The following is an 18,587-nucleotide window of genomic DNA, read 5'->3' on the forward strand; positions in this document are numbered from 1 at the left end:
TCATGGAAAAATTAAGTCTGAAAACTAAAATCTTATATGGACTGGCAGGAGTGGGAGATTCGGCTCTCTTTAATATAATGGGTACTTTTGCCTTGTTCTTTCTGACAACTGTAGCCGGCGTGAATCCTGCTGTGGCGGGAACTATAACAGCCATAGGATCAGTTTGGGATACTGTATGCGGCGCAGTTGCAGGATATGTATCAGATAATGCCGAAACCAGATTTGGGAAACGGAAGCCATTTCTTCTTGCGGCTTCTGTTCCCCTTATGGTATTTACGTCTATGTTTTTCTTTGATCTGGATGTAGGTCAGGATGCCATGGCTCTGTATTATGGAGTGATACTGATGCTTTTCTGGACATCATTTTCTACCTTTTTTGTTCCCTATCTGGCATGGGGTGCAGAGCTTACCAGTAATTATGATGAGAGGACAGTTCTCAGAGGATATGTGTCATTTTTTAATGCCATAGGTACAGCTATAGGCCTTGTGTTCCCTAATATATTAGTGCAGATTATTATAGATGCGGGCTATTCACTGGAGACCGGATGGCAAGTGACCGGAATGCTGTGCGGAGTGATTTCAGGGGGAACCATATTGATCAGTGCTGCAGGTATAAAGGATAAATTCAGATCTATAGAATCATATATACCTGAAAAGAAAACTTCGGGAAAACCTTTCAGAACTTTTGTCTCGTCTCTTGTGAGTATGGTGGGTAATTATATTCAGCTTCTGAAACTGAGGACGGTGAGATACATACTTGGAGCCAGTGTGTGTTATCTCATAGGATATACGATATTCTGTTCTGACAGAATGTACTTTTTTACATATAATATGGGGCTGTCTAGGAGTGTAATAACTCTTATTATGATGTTGATGACCTTCATGAATGTAATATTCATCCCCATTATATCTTTCGTGAACAGGTGGATTGACAAAAGAACTACGTATATAGTAGGAATGTTAATAAGCGCGTCGGGTCTGTTGGCCTTTGGAATTTTCGGAATTACATCTCTTGCATGGGTATGTGTACTCTCGGTTATATATTCTATCGGAGGCAGTGTTTATTGGCAGCTCATACCTGCAATGATATATGATGTATGCGAAGTGGATCAGCTGATAAATAACAGAGAACGGTCAGGGATGGTCATTTCACTTCAGTCTCTGTCGGAGGCCCTATCAGGTGCCGTCGCTATGCAGCTTATGGGTATGATACTCAGTTTTTCAGGGTTTAATGGTGAACTCAGCCTTCAGAGTGAATCGGCTCTTTTAGGTACAGGACTTTCGTTTACTGTTATTCCGTCCGCATTTATGTTTTTGTCGGTAGTCTGCATATTTATATATCCCGTTACGAAAAAAGTATATCAGGAAGTCCTTGAGGCTTTGGAAAATCGTGAAGCAGGAGAAGAGGTTGATATGAGCAGGTTCAGAAAACTTAAATAAGATGACTTGTGGTATAACTGGGAGAAATATAATCATTTATATGTATAAAATAAAAAAGTCAATGATTTTTCATTGACTTTTTTATTTAGTGAGTTTGCTTAGTTGTTATACCATCCGGGCATTCCGGGATCTAAGCAGTCATTGATTTGTTTTATTTCCTGATATTCTTCCAGACCATGGACTCCAAGGTCTCTTCCTATGCCGGACATCTTGTATCCTCCCCATGGACCCTCGACAAAGCATGGATTGTAACAATTTATCCAGGTGATCCCGGCGCGGAGCTCTTTTATTATTCTTATAGCTCTCATATGGTCATTGGTGAATACTGCCCCGGCAAGGCCGTATTCAGTATCATTTGCTAATGCCACAGCTTCTTCTTCGGTTTCAAATGTCTGAATCACAACTACAGGCCCGAAGATTTCTTCTTTGACAATAGTCATATCAGGAGTACAATAGTCAAAAATAGTAGGCTTTATAAAAAAGCCATCAGCACATTCTCCTTCGGTGTATCTTTCTCCTCCGCATCTGCATACAGCGCCTTCCTTTTTCCCTATTTCTATATATTTTAATATCTGAGTCATCTGATCTTCTGATACAATGGCGCCCATATCCGGGTTCTTCATAGGATTTCCTATTGTCATGCAGTTTGCTCTTTCTGCAAGTCTTGCGACGAATTCATCGTGTATGGAATTATGGATGATTATACGGGAACCAGCTGAGCAAACTTCTCCTTGGTTCATGAATATACCTATCATAGACCATTCTACGGCACGTTCTATATCTATGTCGGGAAAGAGAATGCTCGGAGATTTTCCTCCGAGTTCAAGGCCTATTTTCTTCACATTTGCAGCAGCTGCCTGCATTATACTTTGTCCTACAGGAGTGCTTCCCGTAAATGTTATGCAGTCTACATCCTTGCTTTCTGCAAGTTTGCCTCCTATCATACCGCCTGGACCCAGAACAAGATTGGCGCATCCTGCAGGAAGGCCTGCCTCATGGAATATTTCAAATAGTTTTACTACGCTGGCAGGAGTTATAGTAGCAGGTTTTAGTATTATACTGTTTCCGGCAGCAAGGGCAGGAGCCAGTTTCCATACTGCTATCATGAGAGGATAATTCCAAGGAGTTATGAGGGCGCAGACTCCCACTGGCTCATGTACAGTATATGAATGCATTTGACCGAAACCATCGTTTACTTCATATGAGCCTCCTGACGGTTTTGTTATCAGCCCTGCATAATATTTAAAAACATGAATGGCGTCTTCCACATCCGCTTCAGACTCACGGAGAGGTTTTCCCTGATTCTCCGTTTCTATCATGCTGAGTTCATCTTTAGCAAGGGTCATCAGATCGGCAATTTTAAAAAGTACGTTTGCTCTGTCCTGCGCAGACATCCTTCGCCACTTTCCTGATATATAGAAGGAATTTTTTGCTGAATCAATGGCTGAATTGATGTCTTCCTCGCCGCTTACTGTTGCTTTTCCAATGATTTTGCCGTTGGCAGGATTGATTATATCTGTGGTTTTTCCTGAGCAGGCATCTTGCCAGTGTCCGTTGATATAGTTTTTAAATATTTTCATATTTTCACACCTTTCATCGTTTTGTTCATACGTGCCGGAGCTAAGTTATCTGCCCCGAAATTTTTGGATATTACAGATGAGAAAAGTATAAAGAAAAGCTTATGATTTAGATGTTATATATACAACACTTTCGGATATTTATCTGTGGAATATCGTTAATAGATTTGCCTCAGATCAGATAACGGTATGTATAGTATATGTAGTTTTGTAAAAGCTAATCAGACCTTCGCGGCGCATATCATTGAGCTCTTTTGAAAGCGTGCTGCGGTTTATGCATAAGTACTGTGCGAACTGTTCCTGAGTCATACCTATATCAAAGGTATGACTGTTTCGCTTTTCACTTATGATACTCAGATAGGTTATTATTCTTTCGCGTATAGTACGTTTTGATAACACGTCTACCTTATACATGATTTTGATATTCTGATCTGAAAGAATTTTTGTCATGTTTTGGAGGAGCGTTATTTTACAAGCACTTGAGATTTCATTGCCGGAAAAAAACTCAGAATATCTGAAAAAAACGATGGTACAGGCAGTATCTGCTATGAGCATGCTCGGACTTGTAAAGAATGTGGAAGAAACAGCTTCAAGGCCGATGATATCGTTTTTCCGGAATGTCTGTAGTATTTGAGATGTGCCGTTATAATGATATTTGACAGATAAAACGTTGCCTTCTGCTATTATTCCTATTTTATGGATGATATCGCCTTGGGTCTGAATAGCTTCTGTTTCGGAGTACATTCTGACGGCAGGTTTCAATTTGCCGCATACGATGTCAAAATCCTGTTGGGCTATATTTTTAAAGAGGGAAGAGTTTTTTATGATATCAAAGTCCAGCATAGTACCTCACCTTATGATTTATAATAATATCTGATATTATCATAAATCGGGCAGAGTTAATGTTGTGAACCCAACACAGGATGTTGTCTCACATGCTTCTGATACGTATGAGAACAGGCCTTTGCAGGACTGCACAGTCCTTGACAGATAAACTGTGAAAGGCTATAATTCAACCTATGAAATCACACTGAAACGTAAAGGAAAAAACATGAAGATTATAATTACGGCAGGCGGCACCAGTGAGAAAATAGATGATGTGAGAACCATAACAAATTCGTCAACAGGAAGACTTGGCTATGCCATCGGCAGGGTCTTTGCGGAAAAGTATGGAGATGAGATAGAAAAGATCTATTATCTTCACGGCATGCGGGCTGCGTATGTCAAACATCCTAAAGTATATCCTATAATGATCGAAGGAGTGGCAGATCTGCAGGAGCAGCTTACCAAGCTTCTTACTAATGAAAAAATAGACGTTGTTGTCCATGCTATGGCAGTGAGTGATTATATCATAAATGAGGTAACCACTTTGGACAGGATAAGAGGCGTGGAGAATTCCGAATGCAAGGCAGACCTTTCCGGTAATAAGATAAGCTCTGATATAGAGGATCTTGTTATTCACATGAAACGATCGCCTAAGGTGATAAGCATTATAAAAAAACTGAGTCCTTCAACTGTTCTTGTGGGATTTAAACTTCTCAGCGGAGTGTCTCACGAGGAACTCATAGATGTAGGGTGTCGTTTAATGGATAAAAACGACTGCGATTTTGTCCTGGCTAATGATCTTCGGGAGATAGGCAGAGACTTTCACCGGGGATACCTTATTCATAAAGACAGGACGTATGATATAATGGAGAATAATGAGCAAATCGCAGATATGATAGCGGCGCGAATTATGGAAGGCCGCTAAAGGAGGGCGATCTGATGAATATAGTTTTGGGCGTGACCGGCAGTATAGCTGCCTATAAGGCGGCGGATATAACCAGCAGTCTCACAAAACGGGGACATAATATAGATGTAATTCTGACTGAAAACGGCAGCAAGATCATTACGCCTATAACTCTGCAAACTTTAAGCAAAAATAAAGTTTATATGGATATGTTCGAAGAAATAACGCCAAAGGAAGTAAAACATATCTCTTTGGCAGAGAAGGCGGATATTGTTCTCATAGCGCCTGCAACGGCTAATATAATAGGAAAGATTGCAGGAGGTATAGCAGATGATTTTCTTTCGACAGTCGTTATGGCGGCGGCGCCCCATACTCCTGTCTATATAGCGCCTGCTATGAATACGAATATGTATGAGAATCCTATAGTACAGGATAATATAGACAGACTGAAACGTTTTGGATATCATTTTATAGAGCCAAAAGAGTCTATGCTGGCATGCGGCGTACTGGGAAAAGGTGCGCTGGCTGATGTTGATGATATAGTAAGAATAATCGAAGGGAGCATTAAATAGATGATAAGTTATAAAAGTACGAGAGGAAGCAAGAATATAAAAACAGCAGCGCAGGCTGTTATACAGGGTATTGCGGAGGATAAAGGTCTTTACGTTCCTGACAGCATACCTGCTTTGCCTAAGAAGATATCAGAATTTGCCGGCAAGCCGTATAAGGTTGTAGCACGTGAGATAATCAAAGCATTTTTTACCGATTATACGGATGATGAGATGCAGCTCTGTGTGGATGGAGCATATGACGAAAAATTTGAAGAAAAAGAGATTGTGCCTGTCAGAAAAGCCGGCGGTGCCTACTTTCTCGAACTCTACCACGGAAAAACAGCTGCTTTTAAGGATATGGCCCTTTCGATATTGCCCTATCTTCTCACGACAGCAATGAAAAAAGAAAAGGAAAAGAAGAAAATTTGTATTTTGACAGCAACTTCCGGAGATACGGGCAAAGCTGCGCTTGAAGGGTTTGCTGATGTTCCCGGTACAGAGATAATCGTCTTTTTTCCTAATCAGGGGGTAAGTGAAGTTCAGGAAAGACAGATGGTTACACAGGAGGGAAACAATACTCATGTTTTTGCCATAGAAGGAAATTTTGATGACGCTCAGACAGGTGTTAAAAAAATATTCAATGATACGGATTTTGCCGAAAAATTGGCTGAATCCGGATGCAGGCTTTCATCTGCCAATTCCATAAATATAGGACGTCTCATACCTCAGGTAGCATATTATGTTTACGGATATGTGAAGCTTGTGGAAAGAGGCGTTATAAATGACGGTGATAAAGTGAATATCGTGGTTCCTACGGGGAATTTCGGAAATATCTTGGCTGCCTATTATGCAGGAAGCATGGGGATCCATGTAAACAAGTTTATCTGTGCCTCTAATGAGAACAAAGTTCTTACAGATTTTTTTGAAACGGGTGTCTATGATATAAACAGAGAATTTTATCTGACAAATTCACCGTCAATGGATATCTTGATTTCCAGTAATCTTGAAAGACTGCTTTATCATTTGGCAGGCAATGATGGAGAAGAGATCCAAAGCCTTATGACTGCTCTTGATACGAAAAAACGATATGAAGTAAGTGAAAAAATTAAAGAAGGTATGAAAGACTTTTACGGTGGGTTTGCCACTGTTAAAGAAACTAATGAAGCAATCGGTGAAATGTACAGCGAAAGCGGATATCTGATGGATACTCATACAGCTGTGGCATATAAGGTATACGAGGATTATGTAAAAGAGACCGGAGATGAGACTCCGGCTCTCATAGCGTCCACAGCTAGCGCATATAAGTTTGCAGACAGTGTAGCACATTCCATCGGCCTGGGAGATGAGGAAAATGGATTTGCCTATGTCAAAGCTCTTGAAGAAAAGACCGGGGTCAGAGTTCCTGCAGGACTTAAAGATCTTGATAAAAAACCTGTAAAACATAGGGGTGTGATAGAGATAGGACAGATGGCAGAGGTGGTAGAAGATAGCGTTAAATAATTTGAGATGAAGGGGCTGTCACACTAAGCAATTGGTGTGATGCCCCTTTTTTTGATCTGAAAAATACATGCTTATTCTTAATGTGTTTGCAGGATCATGGGTAAAAGGCATAATGTTAAATCTATGTAATATATCTACCGGATTTGTAGACTTGAGAAGAACAGGGAGTATAATAAAAATATGACCGAAAGGTTTTTACATAGATATTAAAGAAGAAAGGAGGATATAAGATGACTAAAGAAACAATGAAAAAGAAAAAAACTATAGCGCTGATAGCACATGATCATCTGAAAGAAGCTCTCGTTAAATGGTGTGTAGAAAACCGGGATAAGCTTCAGAAACATTTTCTGTGCGGAACAGGTACGACTGCAAGGCTCATATCAGATGCAACAGGGCTTCATGTGGAAGGATATAAAAGCGGCCCATTGGGAGGGGATCAGCAGATCGGAGCCAAAGTAGCGGAAGGCAAGATAGATATGTTGATTTTTTTCTGGGATCCATTGGAAGCTTTGCCTCATGATCCTGATGTGCGGGCTCTTTTAAGGATTGCAGTGGTCTATGATATACCGGTGGCAACTAACAGAGCCACAGCTGATTTCATAATGACATCTTTCTATATAGATGATGAATATGAACGGGATGTTCAGGATTTTACTCCTGTGATAGAGAAGGAGTGCAGTACTGAAAAAATAATAATATCAGAAAGATAAAATTGTCCAAATGAGAATCGCATTAAATGCGATTTCACCCGGACAATTTTTTTTGTTTTGATTCTCTGGATTTTTGTTCTCTGCGGGTACGCCGTTCTTTGTAAATAAAAGGACGGACTATGGGACGGAGAAGCTTCCTGTGTCTTATTTTTCGGTAAGGACATATGAGTTTTCCGATTCCTCTGTTGTAAAGTTTGAAACTTAGTATACCTATCCAGTGCTCTTTTCTTTTTGCTTTTTTTGTTTCCTCACGTTCAGTTCCATGGGCTTCTATTTTTACTCCGTTTTTTACTGCTGCTATAAGATCATTATTACAGTAGATATTTTCGGATATATCTGTGCAGGCCATTCCTATATATTCGCTGACATGAGAGTCTGAACCGGCAAACGTGGGAAGTCCGCATTCTTTTGCGAGAAGAGCGGCTTTACTGTTTGACGAGCGAGATTCACATGTATTAAATGCCTCTATGAAATCAAACCTTTTTAGAAGACGCATATCCATTTTTTTAAAGCCCATCGCGCTGGAACTCGCCACTCCGAAAGGATGAGCAGGTCCGAGAATGCCTCCGAAAATATGAACAATCTTTATCAGTTTGCTGCATCTCATTCCGCGTATCTTCATGATGGGAAGATAAAGATCATCAGGCATGATAACGAGGATATGACCGGCGTCTTTAGTGTCATATTCTACGCCTCTGATTACGCAGAAGTCTTTGTATCGGGGATCATTTTTTATTTTGTCCCAGGCTCTGCAGCCTTTGTAGCTGTTATGATCTGAGATCATAAAACCGTTAAAGCCAAGTGCCATGAATTTGTGAACAAATTCTTTTACAGAAACCTTGGAATCCAGTGAACCTTCTTTTGTATGACAATGTAAATCAAATTTCAATGTTTTCGCCTCGGTTCTTATATTAATAATATAGATTTTAAGATAAATCTAACTATACTCTAATAGTATTCCCAAATTAAAATAAATTCAATGAAAAATAAGTGAAAAAAATATTTCCATAAAAACACTTTTAGAAATATCTTGACAGTTATATGTTCCGGAATCTATAATATTACTGTAAAAATCTGTTTCAGGGCGAGGTGAAAGTCCTCACCGGCGGTGATTGATCCGATGATCATAAGTCCGCGAACCTATCTATAGGCCGAACAGGTGTGAATCCTGTACCGACGGTTAAAGTCCGGATGAAAGAAACGAAGATACTTATGTTGTATTTTTGATACGAGTATTTTTAGTCTTGGAATAAATTTTCCGAGGCTTTTTTTATGCAGCGGAAGCGATCAGGACATGGATGAGGCGCTGCATATGAAACCTGACAGATGACAATAATTATTATTTTAATCGAGGAGGGTTCAATATGACTCAAAAAACTGCTGATAAGAATACGCTCAATAAGCCGCGGATGAGCAGCAGAGAAAAAACTGTAAGACTGGCAAAGATGGGAATGCTGGTGGCGGTATCTATCGTACTTGTGTATTTTATACACTTTCCGATATTTCCTGCTGTGGCATTCTTAGAATATGATCCGGCTGATATTCCTATTCTTATAGGGACATTTGCTTTTGGTCCTCTGGCAGGGGTGATCCTGACAGTAGTAACATCAGTGGTGCAAGGGGTGACTGTGAGTGCAGCCAGCGGGCTTTATGGCATAATTATGCATATTATTGCTACAAGCGTACTTGTATTGGTGGCAGGTATCATATACAAGTATAATAAGACAAGAAAAGGAGCTGTTATAGCTTTATTGTGCGGTGTTGCAGCCATGACAGCAGTTATGATAGGCGCAAATATGATAATAACACCGATTTTCATGGGAGTTCCCCGCGATGTAGTCTGGGATCTCATGCCGTTTATTGCAGGCTTTAATGCCATAAAGGCAGGAATAAACGCAGTTGTAACATTTATTCTTTATAAGAGGATATCCGGATTTTTGCATAAGACATCTTGATCGTCCTTCAAACGTACCATTTATTTGCTTATGATAAAAGAGGCTTCGTTTCGGTTGAAGCCTCTTTTTGACAGCCTTAATAATGAAGCTTTATTTTTGCTGAATATTTTTCAGTTTTTTCATATTGATTGATGGCTTTAGCAGAGCTTGCTTCCGTTGGCGAGCAGTTTGAATTTGTATCCTAAGACTTCGGCAGCTCTTTTGCACATGATCATTCTTTCAAGGAATATCTCAAAATAATCCATGAGACTGCAGATGTCGTCGTCCAGTTCAAGATTCATCTGAATAATTTTCTTTTCTTGATTAATATCGAGCTTAGATGACAGGGCTGCGTAATTGACCCGGTCATGTATATCAAAATTAGCTTTGGTTTTATTATTAACTCGATTTCTTCTTACGTCAGTTTTATCGGCCAGTATCAACGCTGCAGAAACAGGATCTATGGCGTTTCCGGAACTCTCATCATGGTGTCCGATGGCAGAAGTTACTGTCATTATATCTTCAAGCGGCATTTTGAGTTCTTTGAGTATCTGGTATGCCAAAATTGCTCCGCTGTGTGCATGGTCGTTCCTATTAATGCTATTTCCTATATCATGCATATATCCTGCTATTCTTCCGAGCTCTATATCATGATTGCTGTAGCCCAGAGATTTTAGTATCCAACCTGATCTGGCGGCAACTTTAGCGGCATGTTTTGATGAATGATCTGTGAAACCCATTACCTTTAAGACATTGTTGCCCTGCTCCAAAAGCATGTTTATTTCTTTATTTTTTCGTATAGTTTTATAATTTATTTTTTCTTCCATAATAACCCTTATTCACCAACCTTAAGTAAGTATTTAAAATCCGTATATACGGACAGCCTTTGAATTTTTATGTATAATATTGTAATATGTAAAAGAAAAGTTAACCATCATATTATTGTAAATTCTTTGTGAAAATATATTTATTTAAGCAATGTATAGCCTCAAATTATGTACGCTATATAAAAATTAATGTTATTTTATCTACCGTTGCCGGCAGATAAATTTTAATTCGGCAAAACCGGAAAGGATAGGACTTTTTTATTTTCGGGAATCTTTATATCAGTACATTTCTGTGGTATACTACATAAGTTATGGAACAGAAAAAAATATTTATAAAAAATGAAAAAGATTCTATGGAATTCGGAAAGCTTCTGAGCAGGAAACTAACAGCCGGCAGTGTCATAGCGCTTACAGGGGATCTGGGTACAGGCAAGACGACGCTTACTAAAGCTGTCGCTGAAGGTCTGGGAATAAAAGAAACGATAACAAGTCCCACGTTCAATATAGTAAAACAGTATGACAGCGGACGCCTTCCGTTGTACCACTTTGATGTTTACAGAATAGGGGACATAGAAGAGATGTATGAGCTTGGATATGAGGAATATTTTTTTGGAAGAGGTGTCTGCATAATAGAATGGGCTGAGCTTATAGAGGATATTATTCCTGATAATGCGGTAAAGATACAGATCCTATATGGCAAGAAAGAAGGAGAACGTATATATATATGTACATTTTAGGAATAGAAACCACAGGAGTTTTTGCTTCGGTGGCATTGATGAAAAATAGAGAAATTGTCGGATATGTCAAAGGATCAGACAGGTTTTCACATTTGCAGAATCTTATGCCGCAGATAGAAACTGTGCTTGAAGAAGGCGGGATAACACTTAAGGATATAGAGGCTATTGCAGTTTCATGCGGACCGGGATCATTTACAGGGATAAGAATAGGTGTCTCCTCGGCAAGAGCATTGTCTCAGATGACGAGAATTCCTTGCGTTCCGGTACCCAGTCTTGCAGCTTTGGCCATGAACGCAGCGTTTATTGATAATAAGGATATTTTGATATGTCCTATGATGGACGCCAGAAGAAATCAGATATATGCAGGAGGGTATTTTTTTGAAAACGGCTTCCCTGTAGAGAAGATAAAAGCAGGGGCATATATGCTTGATGAATTTTTGTCGAAGACAGAAAGATATAATCGAATATTGGCGTTAGGCGATGCCATTGATGTTTACGAGGAAAAAATGAAAAATTTGAGATTGCGGGGAACTGAGACAGCCTCTGAGGACATAAGATATCAGGACGCGGTTTCAGTAGTACGGCTGGGAGCAGAGCTGTACCGCAAAAACGGAGGAATCACCTATGATAAGGTGGAACCGGATTATATGCGTCTTGCTGAAGCCGAACGAAAGCTGCGGGAAAAGCAGCGGAAAGGCTGATGACTATGGCAGATGTGATTATCAGGCAGGCGACTGCAGAAGACGCCGATGATATATATGAAATAGAGAATTTGTGCTTTCCTGATCCGTGGAGCATGGACGCTCTCGTTTATGAGCTTTCGGATAATCCGAGGGCTTTTTATATCGTTGCGGAGCTGAACGGACAGGTGGTTGGATATGCCGGACTGTGGTGGATAGATGATGAGGGGCATATAACAAATGTAGCTGTCAAGCCGGGATTCCGCAACAGACGGATAGGCGAAGGCATAATAGGAGTTATGATAGACTTTACATCACAGGAAGGCATAGTGCATCACACTCTTGAAGTGAGGAAATCCAATACTGCTGCTATAAATTTGTATAAAAAATTCGGATTCCGTACAGAAGGTGTCCGTAAAAAATATTATCTCAATAACGGAGAAGATGCGTTGATTATGTGGCGTCACGGAGAATAAAATCCGGACTTTCAATAGATAATAGTAATATACTTTTATCTAAGGAGGAAGATTATGGATAGATTTTCGGGAGAAAATATGAATGTGGTTTTTTATCCATGCAGGAAATTTTCCAGGCGTCACGATTTCGATGTGTTTAGCATGAGTGATTATATGTCATGCGAGAATTGCAGACATCTTAACGGAGAAAACCAGTGTGAGAAAAAATTGGAAGAAAGACGGAATAATTTATGAAGAACGGAAAAATAGTAACACTCGCAATTGAATCCAGCTGTGACGAAACGGCAGCGGCCGTGTTATTGGAGGGGCGGCAGATCCTTTCCAATATTATTTCGTCACAGATAGATATACATAAGCAGTATGGGGGAGTAGTTCCGGAAATAGCCTCCCGTCATCATTTGAATAACATAAATGCAGTGGTGGATATGGCGGTAGATGAAGCAGGCATCACTGTTGATGAAGTGGATATGATAGGAGTAACTTATGGACCGGGGCTTGTAGGGGCTCTTTTAATAGGTCTTGCTACAGCGAAAGCTTATGCTTTTGCTGTGGGAAAACCCCTTATAGGGATTCACCATATACATGGACATATATGTGCAAATTATATAGAACATAAGGATCTAAGGCCGCCTTTTACAGCGCTGGTGATATCTGGGGGACATACCAATATAGTAGAAGTGACAGATTATAACGAATGCCGTATATTAGGAGGCACCAGAGATGATGCGGCAGGAGAAGCTTATGATAAAGTTGCAAGAGTACTTGGGCTGGGATATCCGGGAGGCCCTCTGATAGACCGGCTGTCAAAGAAAGGCGATCCTCATGCAGTTGAGTTTAAGCGTGTATTTCTTGAAAAAGACAGTTTTGATTTTAGCTTCAGCGGAATAAAGACAGGAGTGCTTAACTATATAAATTCGGAAAAACAGGCGGGAAGAGATATTGATACTGCTAATGTGGCGGCAAGTTTTCAGGCAGCAGTTCTTGATGTTATAGTGGCCAAGACTATGAGGGCTGCTGTGGATATGAACAAGGACAAGATTGTGTTGGCCGGCGGTGTAGCATCCAACAGCAGACTCAGGGAAATGATGAAGGCAGAGTGTGACAAAAAGGGAATAAAGCTTTATTATCCGTCGCCGGTATTGTGCACAGATAATGCGGCTATGATAGGATGCGCCGCATACTACAAGTATATGGCAGGTCAGCGTGACGATCTTACTTTAGATGCCATACCGAATCTGCCATTATAAAAATACATACCGAGGTTAGATATGATAGTATTATCAGCAAAAGATCTTACAAAAGAATACGGAACAGATATTATTCTCGATAAGGTTTCGTTTCATATAAATAAAGGAGAACGGGTAGGTATAATAGGCGTAAACGGGGCCGGAAAAACCACCCTTCTTAAAATACTTACAGGAGAACTCTCCTGTGAAAAAGGGGATTTCTTTGTCTCTTCAGATACTAATATAGGATACTTGAAACAGGATGGAGGCTTTAACTCAGAAAAAACCGTAATAGAGGAAGTTGAAAGCATTTTCATTAAGTTTCATATTATGGAAAAAGAAATGGAAGAAATTCTTACAAGGATAGAAAACACTGCAGATAGAAACGATCATGAGACAGGAGAAAAGCTGTTGCAACGCTATGATGATTTGCAGGAAAAATTCAAAGCTCTCGGAGGATATACATATAAAAGTGAGATGACAGGAATACTTTCCAGTATGGCTTTTGGTGAAGAAAGTTACGGAAAGAAGATATCGACTCTGAGCGGGGGAGAAAAAACGAGACTTGCTTTGGCATGTTTGCTCTTAAAGAAGCCTGATATACTTTTTCTCGACGAGCCTACAAACCATCTTGATATAGGTACCCTTAAATGGCTGGAGCAATACCTGAAAAGTTATAAAGGCACCATAGTACTGGTATCTCATGACAGATATTTTCTTGATGAGACGGTTACAAGAATATTTGAGGTGGAGAATCATAAGCTGAATATATATGAAGGAAATTACAGCTTTTATGCTTCTGAACGTAAAAACAGGCGTGAAGCAGAAATGCGGCGTTATGAAAAGCAGCAGAAGGAGATAGGTCGCCAGGAAGAAATAATAAGACGTTTCAAACAGCGGGGAACAGAAAAGTTGGCCAAAAGGGCAGCTTCGCGGGAAAAGCGCTTGGCAGCTATGGATCTGGTGGAAAGACCTGAGGCACAGAGAGGTACGATGAAGATTTCTTTTAAAGCTGATTTTCAGAGCGGAAGAGATGTACTTCTGGCAGAGGGGATCTCTAAAAGCTTCGGATACGGCTCAGGCAGAGTAGATTTGTTTCATGATGTGAACCTTGATATCAAAAGAGGAGAGAGAATTTGCATAGTAGGGGCCAATGGCATAGGAAAGACAACACTGCTGAAGATTCTCATGGGAGAGCTCTCTGCCAACGGAGGACGGATAAGAACAGGATATAATGTTCAATTCGGATATTATGACCAGGGGCAGCAGCTTCTTAACGGGGCAAATACAGTTATCGGAGAACTTCGGGATTCCTATGGCCTTTATTCTGATACAGAGCTGAGGAATATTTTGGGAAGATTCATGTTCAGAGGAGAGGAAGTGTTTCTTACAGTAGGCTCTTTGAGCGGAGGAGAAAAAGCAAGACTTGCACTTTTGAAACTTATGATGTCAGGCTCAAATGTACTGATGTTGGATGAACCTACCAATCATTTGGATATAGAGTCGAAAGAGGTGTTTGAAGAGGCTCTTTTGGATTTTCCCGGAACGTGTATAATAGTATCCCATGACAGATATTTTCTCAACAGAATACCTACCAGAATAGTAGAGCTTACCTCTGAGGGAATAGATAATTATCTGGGTGCGTATGATTATTATATAGAAAAAAAACAGCAGCAGATACAATCAGGAAAAAAGTATCTGGAAGAATTGTCTGCCAGAGGAATGCCTTCAGATGAGGCAGCGGACATTTTTTCTGAAAAGAGCGAAATTCCGATGTCTTCTGCTGAAAGAAGGCGTCTGCAAAAAGAAAAGGAAGCAGAGGAAAGACGGCTCAAAAGACACAGGGAAGCACTTGAAAAAGAAATACAGACTCTTGAGGATGAAATAAAAGATCTTGAAGATCAGCTCTGTAAAGAAGAGGTCATCACAGATCATATGAAGCTGGCGGAAATCAGTAAGATTCTTACTGATAAAAAAGATGATCTTGATCAGCGATATGAGAGCTGGCTTCAGCTTCAGGAGGGCTGAAGGTCACTTTATTCTTTTTTTATTAAAAGTATTGCAATAAAAGAATTGATACACTATAATGATTGAGAAGTTGTCGGGTTTTTTATCCGATGATATAATTTTGAAAAAATGATATTTGATGATGGAGGTATATATCATGATATTTGACAAGATCAAAGGAATAATAGCTGAACAGTTAGGAGTAGACGAAGAAGAAGTGAAGATGGAAACACATCTTATGAAGGATCTGGAGGCAGATTCACTGGATGCTGTTGAGATCATCATGGCTATCGAAGATGAATTCGATATCGAAGTTCCTGATGAAGATGCTGAGAAGTTCCAGACTGTAAGCGATATCGTGGGCTATGTAGAAGCAAGAGCATAGGTGCAGAAGGCTTTAAAATGAAGAGACAGACTAAGATCTCCAATGCAGTTATAAAGCGGCTTCCCAGGTACAGGCGATATCTGAGAGAACTGCAGAAGAAGGGGATCGATAAGATTTCTTCTAACGAATTCAGTAATCTGACCGGTTATACTGCTTCTCAAATAAGGCAGGATCTCAATAATTTCGGAGGATTTGGCCAGCAGGGATACGGATATAGCGTAGATGGCCTTTATAACGAAATAAGCGTTATTTTGGGATTGGATAAGGAATATAAGATGGTTATAGTAGGCGCAGGCAATTTAGGTCAGGCCATAGCTAATCATACTTACTATTACAAGACCGGGTTCATCGTATGCGGTATATTCGAAATCAATCCCAAGCTTATAGGAATGAAGATAAATGACATAGAGGTAATGGATTACGATAGTATCGTGGAATTCGTTGAAGACAATGATATCGATATAGGAATAATATGCACAACTAAAGATGCTGCGCAGGAGGTAGCGGATAAACTTTGCTTTGCAGGTGTCGGAGGTCTTTGGAACTTTGCTCCTGTAGATATAGAAACACCTCATCATGTCGCAGTGGAAAATATGCATATAAGCGACAGTTTGCATTCGCTTGCCTATCATATGAATAAAAGCCAAAATCAGGAAGAGAAGAAATAATATAAAGTTACATAAAAATATTGGCAATTAAATAACCGTTTCATTATGAAACGGTTATTAATTTCAGATGATATATGTTCCAGCTTATTCTTCAACCGGAGCGTCTACAGGACATGCGCCTGCACATGCGCCGCAGTCTATGCATTTGTCGGCATCGATAACATACATAGAATCGCCAGCTGAGATAGCTTCTGTAGGACATTCATCAATGCAAGCACCACAACTGATGCACGAATCTTTAATTACATAAGCCATTGTAAGTACCTCCTTTAAGATTATCATTAAATGACAAACTGATTATAACAAACCTTTGAGAGGAATTCAAGAGGAATTCAAAATGAAAGTTTATGGACTTATAGGCAGAAGCGGCACAGGAAAAAGTTTTCAGGCCGTTAACCTATGCAAAGAATTGAATATAGAAAGTATTATAGATGATGGATTGTTTATCTGCAGAAACAAGGTGGCTGCGGGAATATCTGCAAAACGTCAGAAAACAAAGGTGGGAGCTGTAAAAGCTGCACTTTTTACTGATGAAGGTCACATGAAAGAGGTTTCAGAAGCCATAGGAAAAATGAATCCTTCATCTGTATTAGTGATTGGCACGTCTGACAGAATGGTGGATAAAATTGTAGCAAGACTCGGACTTGAAAAGATAGACGAGAGAATCTATATAGATGATATAACTACAGAGGTTCAGAGAGCTATGGCGAGGAAGCAGCGGGATGAAATGGGGCAGCATGTTATTCCTGTACCTACATTTCAGCTTAAAAGACAGTTTTCCGGTTATTTTATGATGCCTATGAGGATGATACTGAAGGAGTTCGGTTCATGGAGGGATATATCAGAAAAATCTGTAGTCAGACCTACATACAGTTATTTAGGTCAATATAAAATTTCTGAGAGAGTGATGAACGATATAATAGAAGGGGTAAAAAGAGCTGATGAAAACGTAGCTGAAATCAACAAAGTGGGAGTAGCCGTTATGCAGGATGGAATAAATCTTTATGTAACTGCAGTTTTCAGATATGGCATAGACTTGCCGGAGGCTGCCAAACGTTTTCAGAAGAATACAGTAAGAGAAATAGAATATATGACAGCATTTAATGTAAACAGACTTGATCTGGAAGTGAAAGGTTTAATATGACAGCTGAAGAACGAAATGGCGTAGTATTTGTAGAAAGTGTAAAAGACTTTGATCTTGACAATATCTTTGACTGCGGACAATGTTTCAGATGGGAAAAAACTGAGACAGGTATGTATCTGGGTACTGCTTATGGAAGGCAGGCTGCGATGTCATATGATAAAGATAAAGAACTGCTTAAAATATATGGTTCCTCTTTGGAAGAGTTTGAAGGTATATGGAGACATTATCTGGACCTTGACCGGGATTATTCTTCTATAAAACATATTTTAGCAGATAAAGATCCTGTGATGGCAAAGGCTATAGAATATGGTCAGGGGATAAGGATACTTAATCAGGAAAAGTGGGAAACACTTATTTCATTTATAATCTCTCAGAATAACAATATCCCAAGAATAAAAAAATGTATAGATTCACTGGCAGCGACTCTCGGAAAGAAGATAGGGGAGTTTGATGGCAGAGAGTTTTTTGCACTGCCTGATGCGGAAACATTGGCCGGAGCCGGCCTTGATGATCTTGCTCCCTGCCGTCTGGGATACAGAGCTAAGTATCTTATAGAAACAGCGAGGCAGGTAGCTGAGGAAGGATTAGACTCTTTGGAAAAACTGGGAGATGATAGTGTTTCTTCTGAGGAGACCTTTGAAGCTCTTAAACGTTATTGCGGGGTAGGGCCGAAAGTTGCTAATTGCATAGCTCTTTTTTCTATGGGAAAGACAGATAGATTCCCTATAGATGTTTGGGTAAGAAAGGTTATGAACAGACTTTACGGAATTGCTGAAAATAATATGAAAGAAATGGAGCTGTTTGCCGCAAAAAATTTTGGGCGATATGGCGGAATAGCTCAGCAGTATCTTTTTTATTATATAACTCATAATAAAGAGATTGCAGATGAAGACAGCAATATTTTCTGACATCTGAAAGAAATTTAAAAAAGGTAGTTGACAAAAGCAGGAAATGGCTGTAAATTATAGTTAGCACTCATAAATAATGAGTGCTAACA

21 protein-coding genes and 1 riboswitch are annotated in these 18,587 nt (G+C 39.8%); of the genes, 16 read left to right on the forward strand and 5 right to left on the reverse strand.

Annotated features, from left to right (window positions below):
- The first annotated feature begins 2 nt into the window (after positions 1 to 2).
- Positions 3 to 1,439: an MFS transporter gene (locus ACLR96_RS04045; RefSeq protein ID WP_177269309.1), complete on the forward strand. Its 1,437-nt coding sequence runs from the start codon at positions 3 to 5 to the stop codon at positions 1,437 to 1,439.
- 98 nt (positions 1,440 to 1,537) lie between these two features.
- On the opposite strand, the gene ACLR96_RS04050 is transcribed toward ACLR96_RS04045, so the two are convergent.
- Both ACLR96_RS04050 and ACLR96_RS04055 read right to left on the reverse strand, forming a co-directional pair.
- Complete coding sequence (locus ACLR96_RS04050) at positions 1,538 to 3,019, reverse strand: aldehyde dehydrogenase family protein (RefSeq protein ID WP_177269307.1); 1,482 nt, start codon at positions 3,017 to 3,019, stop codon at positions 1,538 to 1,540.
- A gap of 174 nt (positions 3,020 to 3,193) precedes the next feature.
- Positions 3,194 to 3,859 (reverse strand): Crp/Fnr family transcriptional regulator, encoded by a 666-nt coding sequence (locus ACLR96_RS04055; protein ID WP_177269305.1) that lies wholly within the window; start codon positions 3,857 to 3,859, stop codon positions 3,194 to 3,196.
- Between the two features lie 208 nt (positions 3,860 to 4,067).
- On the opposite strand from ACLR96_RS04055, the gene ACLR96_RS04060 reads away from it, so the two are divergent.
- The 4 genes from ACLR96_RS04060 to ACLR96_RS04075 all read left to right on the forward strand — a co-directional run bounded on the left by ACLR96_RS04060 (position 4,068) and on the right by ACLR96_RS04075 (position 7,506).
- Positions 4,068 to 4,766 carry a phosphopantothenoylcysteine decarboxylase gene (locus ACLR96_RS04060; protein WP_177269303.1) on the forward strand — a complete coding sequence of 233 codons (699 nt, stop codon included), beginning with the start codon at positions 4,068 to 4,070 and terminating at the stop codon, positions 4,764 to 4,766.
- A gap of 11 nt (positions 4,767 to 4,777) precedes the next feature.
- The gene (gene coaBC, locus ACLR96_RS04065; protein ID WP_177269323.1) at positions 4,778 to 5,317 is read left to right on the forward strand and encodes a bifunctional phosphopantothenoylcysteine decarboxylase/phosphopantothenate--cysteine ligase CoaBC; all 540 of its coding nucleotides are present in this window, start codon (positions 4,778 to 4,780) and stop codon (positions 5,315 to 5,317) included.
- Positions 5,318 to 6,796, forward strand: coding sequence for a threonine synthase (gene thrC / locus ACLR96_RS04070; RefSeq protein WP_177269301.1), 1,479 nt, complete (start codon positions 5,318 to 5,320; stop codon positions 6,794 to 6,796).
- Positions 6,797 to 7,026: 230 nt separating this feature from the next.
- Positions 7,027 to 7,506: a methylglyoxal synthase gene (locus ACLR96_RS04075; RefSeq protein ID WP_177269298.1), complete on the forward strand. Its 480-nt coding sequence runs from the start codon at positions 7,027 to 7,029 to the stop codon at positions 7,504 to 7,506.
- 34 nt (positions 7,507 to 7,540) lie between these two features.
- Here the strand turns inward: ACLR96_RS04075 and ACLR96_RS04080 are convergent, their stop codons facing one another.
- A complete protein-coding gene (locus ACLR96_RS04080; RefSeq protein ID WP_177269296.1) occupies positions 7,541 to 8,395 on the reverse strand; it encodes a PHP-associated domain-containing protein in 855 nt (284 codons plus the stop codon).
- 182 nt (positions 8,396 to 8,577) lie between these two features.
- Positions 8,578 to 8,713: riboswitch (FMN riboswitch) on the forward strand.
- 157 nt (positions 8,714 to 8,870) lie between these two features.
- Here ACLR96_RS04080 and ACLR96_RS04085 point away from each other — a divergent pair.
- The gene (locus ACLR96_RS04085) at positions 8,871 to 9,461 is read left to right on the forward strand and encodes an ECF transporter S component (RefSeq protein WP_243206874.1); all 591 of its coding nucleotides are present in this window, start codon (positions 8,871 to 8,873) and stop codon (positions 9,459 to 9,461) included.
- Between the two features lie 137 nt (positions 9,462 to 9,598).
- Here the strand turns inward: ACLR96_RS04085 and ACLR96_RS04090 are convergent, their stop codons facing one another.
- On the reverse strand, positions 9,599 to 10,267 hold the full coding sequence (locus tag ACLR96_RS04090) for an HD domain-containing protein (protein WP_177269294.1): 669 nt from the start codon (positions 10,265 to 10,267) through the stop codon (positions 9,599 to 9,601).
- A gap of 311 nt (positions 10,268 to 10,578) precedes the next feature.
- Between ACLR96_RS04090 and tsaE the strand changes: the two genes are divergently transcribed.
- The 8 genes from tsaE (at position 10,579) to ACLR96_RS04130 (ending at position 16,446) form a co-directional block, all read left to right on the forward strand.
- Positions 10,579 to 11,004, forward strand: a complete 426-nt coding sequence (gene tsaE / locus ACLR96_RS04095) for a tRNA (adenosine(37)-N6)-threonylcarbamoyltransferase complex ATPase subunit type 1 TsaE (RefSeq protein WP_177269292.1) — start codon at positions 10,579 to 10,581, stop codon at positions 11,002 to 11,004.
- On the forward strand, positions 10,992 to 11,705 hold the full coding sequence (gene tsaB, locus ACLR96_RS04100; protein WP_177269290.1) for a tRNA (adenosine(37)-N6)-threonylcarbamoyltransferase complex dimerization subunit type 1 TsaB: 714 nt from the start codon (positions 10,992 to 10,994) through the stop codon (positions 11,703 to 11,705). The genes tsaE and tsaB overlap by 13 nt, the downstream gene beginning before the upstream one ends.
- Positions 11,705 to 12,160, forward strand: a complete 456-nt coding sequence (gene rimI, locus ACLR96_RS04105; RefSeq protein ID WP_177269288.1) for a ribosomal protein S18-alanine N-acetyltransferase — start codon at positions 11,705 to 11,707, stop codon at positions 12,158 to 12,160. The genes tsaB and rimI overlap by 1 nt, the downstream gene beginning before the upstream one ends.
- Positions 12,161 to 12,214: 54 nt before the next feature.
- Complete coding sequence (locus ACLR96_RS04110) at positions 12,215 to 12,394, forward strand: hypothetical protein (protein ID WP_177269286.1); 180 nt, start codon at positions 12,215 to 12,217, stop codon at positions 12,392 to 12,394.
- Positions 12,391 to 13,407 carry a tRNA (adenosine(37)-N6)-threonylcarbamoyltransferase complex transferase subunit TsaD gene (gene tsaD / locus ACLR96_RS04115; RefSeq protein WP_177269284.1) on the forward strand — a complete coding sequence of 339 codons (1,017 nt, stop codon included), beginning with the start codon at positions 12,391 to 12,393 and terminating at the stop codon, positions 13,405 to 13,407. Before ACLR96_RS04110 ends, tsaD begins: the two co-directional genes overlap by 4 nt.
- Before the next feature lie 21 nt (positions 13,408 to 13,428).
- On the forward strand, positions 13,429 to 15,414 hold the full coding sequence (abc-f, locus tag ACLR96_RS04120; RefSeq protein WP_177269282.1) for a ribosomal protection-like ABC-F family protein: 1,986 nt from the start codon (positions 13,429 to 13,431) through the stop codon (positions 15,412 to 15,414).
- A gap of 136 nt (positions 15,415 to 15,550) precedes the next feature.
- Positions 15,551 to 15,778, forward strand: coding sequence for an acyl carrier protein (gene acpP / locus ACLR96_RS04125; protein WP_177269280.1), 228 nt, complete (start codon positions 15,551 to 15,553; stop codon positions 15,776 to 15,778).
- Between the two features lie 17 nt (positions 15,779 to 15,795).
- The gene (locus ACLR96_RS04130; RefSeq protein WP_177269278.1) at positions 15,796 to 16,446 is read left to right on the forward strand and encodes a redox-sensing transcriptional repressor Rex; all 651 of its coding nucleotides are present in this window, start codon (positions 15,796 to 15,798) and stop codon (positions 16,444 to 16,446) included.
- Positions 16,447 to 16,530: 84 nt separating this feature from the next.
- Here ACLR96_RS04130 and ACLR96_RS04135 read toward each other — a convergent pair whose 3' ends face one another.
- The gene (locus ACLR96_RS04135; RefSeq protein ID WP_177269276.1) at positions 16,531 to 16,701 is read right to left on the reverse strand and encodes a DUF362 domain-containing protein; all 171 of its coding nucleotides are present in this window, start codon (positions 16,699 to 16,701) and stop codon (positions 16,531 to 16,533) included.
- Positions 16,702 to 16,783: 82 nt separating this feature from the next.
- Here ACLR96_RS04135 and ACLR96_RS04140 point away from each other — a divergent pair, with 82 nt between their 5' ends.
- Entirely contained in the window at positions 16,784 to 17,590 is an 807-nt protein-coding gene (locus ACLR96_RS04140) for an Asp23/Gls24 family envelope stress response protein (RefSeq protein ID WP_177269274.1), read from the forward strand.
- A complete protein-coding gene (locus tag ACLR96_RS04145; RefSeq protein WP_177269272.1) occupies positions 17,587 to 18,498 on the forward strand; it encodes a DNA glycosylase in 912 nt (303 codons plus the stop codon). The genes ACLR96_RS04140 and ACLR96_RS04145 overlap by 4 nt, the downstream gene beginning before the upstream one ends.
- The last annotated feature ends 89 nt before the right edge of the window (positions 18,499 to 18,587 follow it).

This window comes from Lentihominibacter sp. (genome assembly GCF_046951855.1).
GTDB classification, from domain to species: domain Bacteria; phylum Bacillota; class Clostridia; order Peptostreptococcales; family Anaerovoracaceae; genus Lentihominibacter; species Lentihominibacter hominis.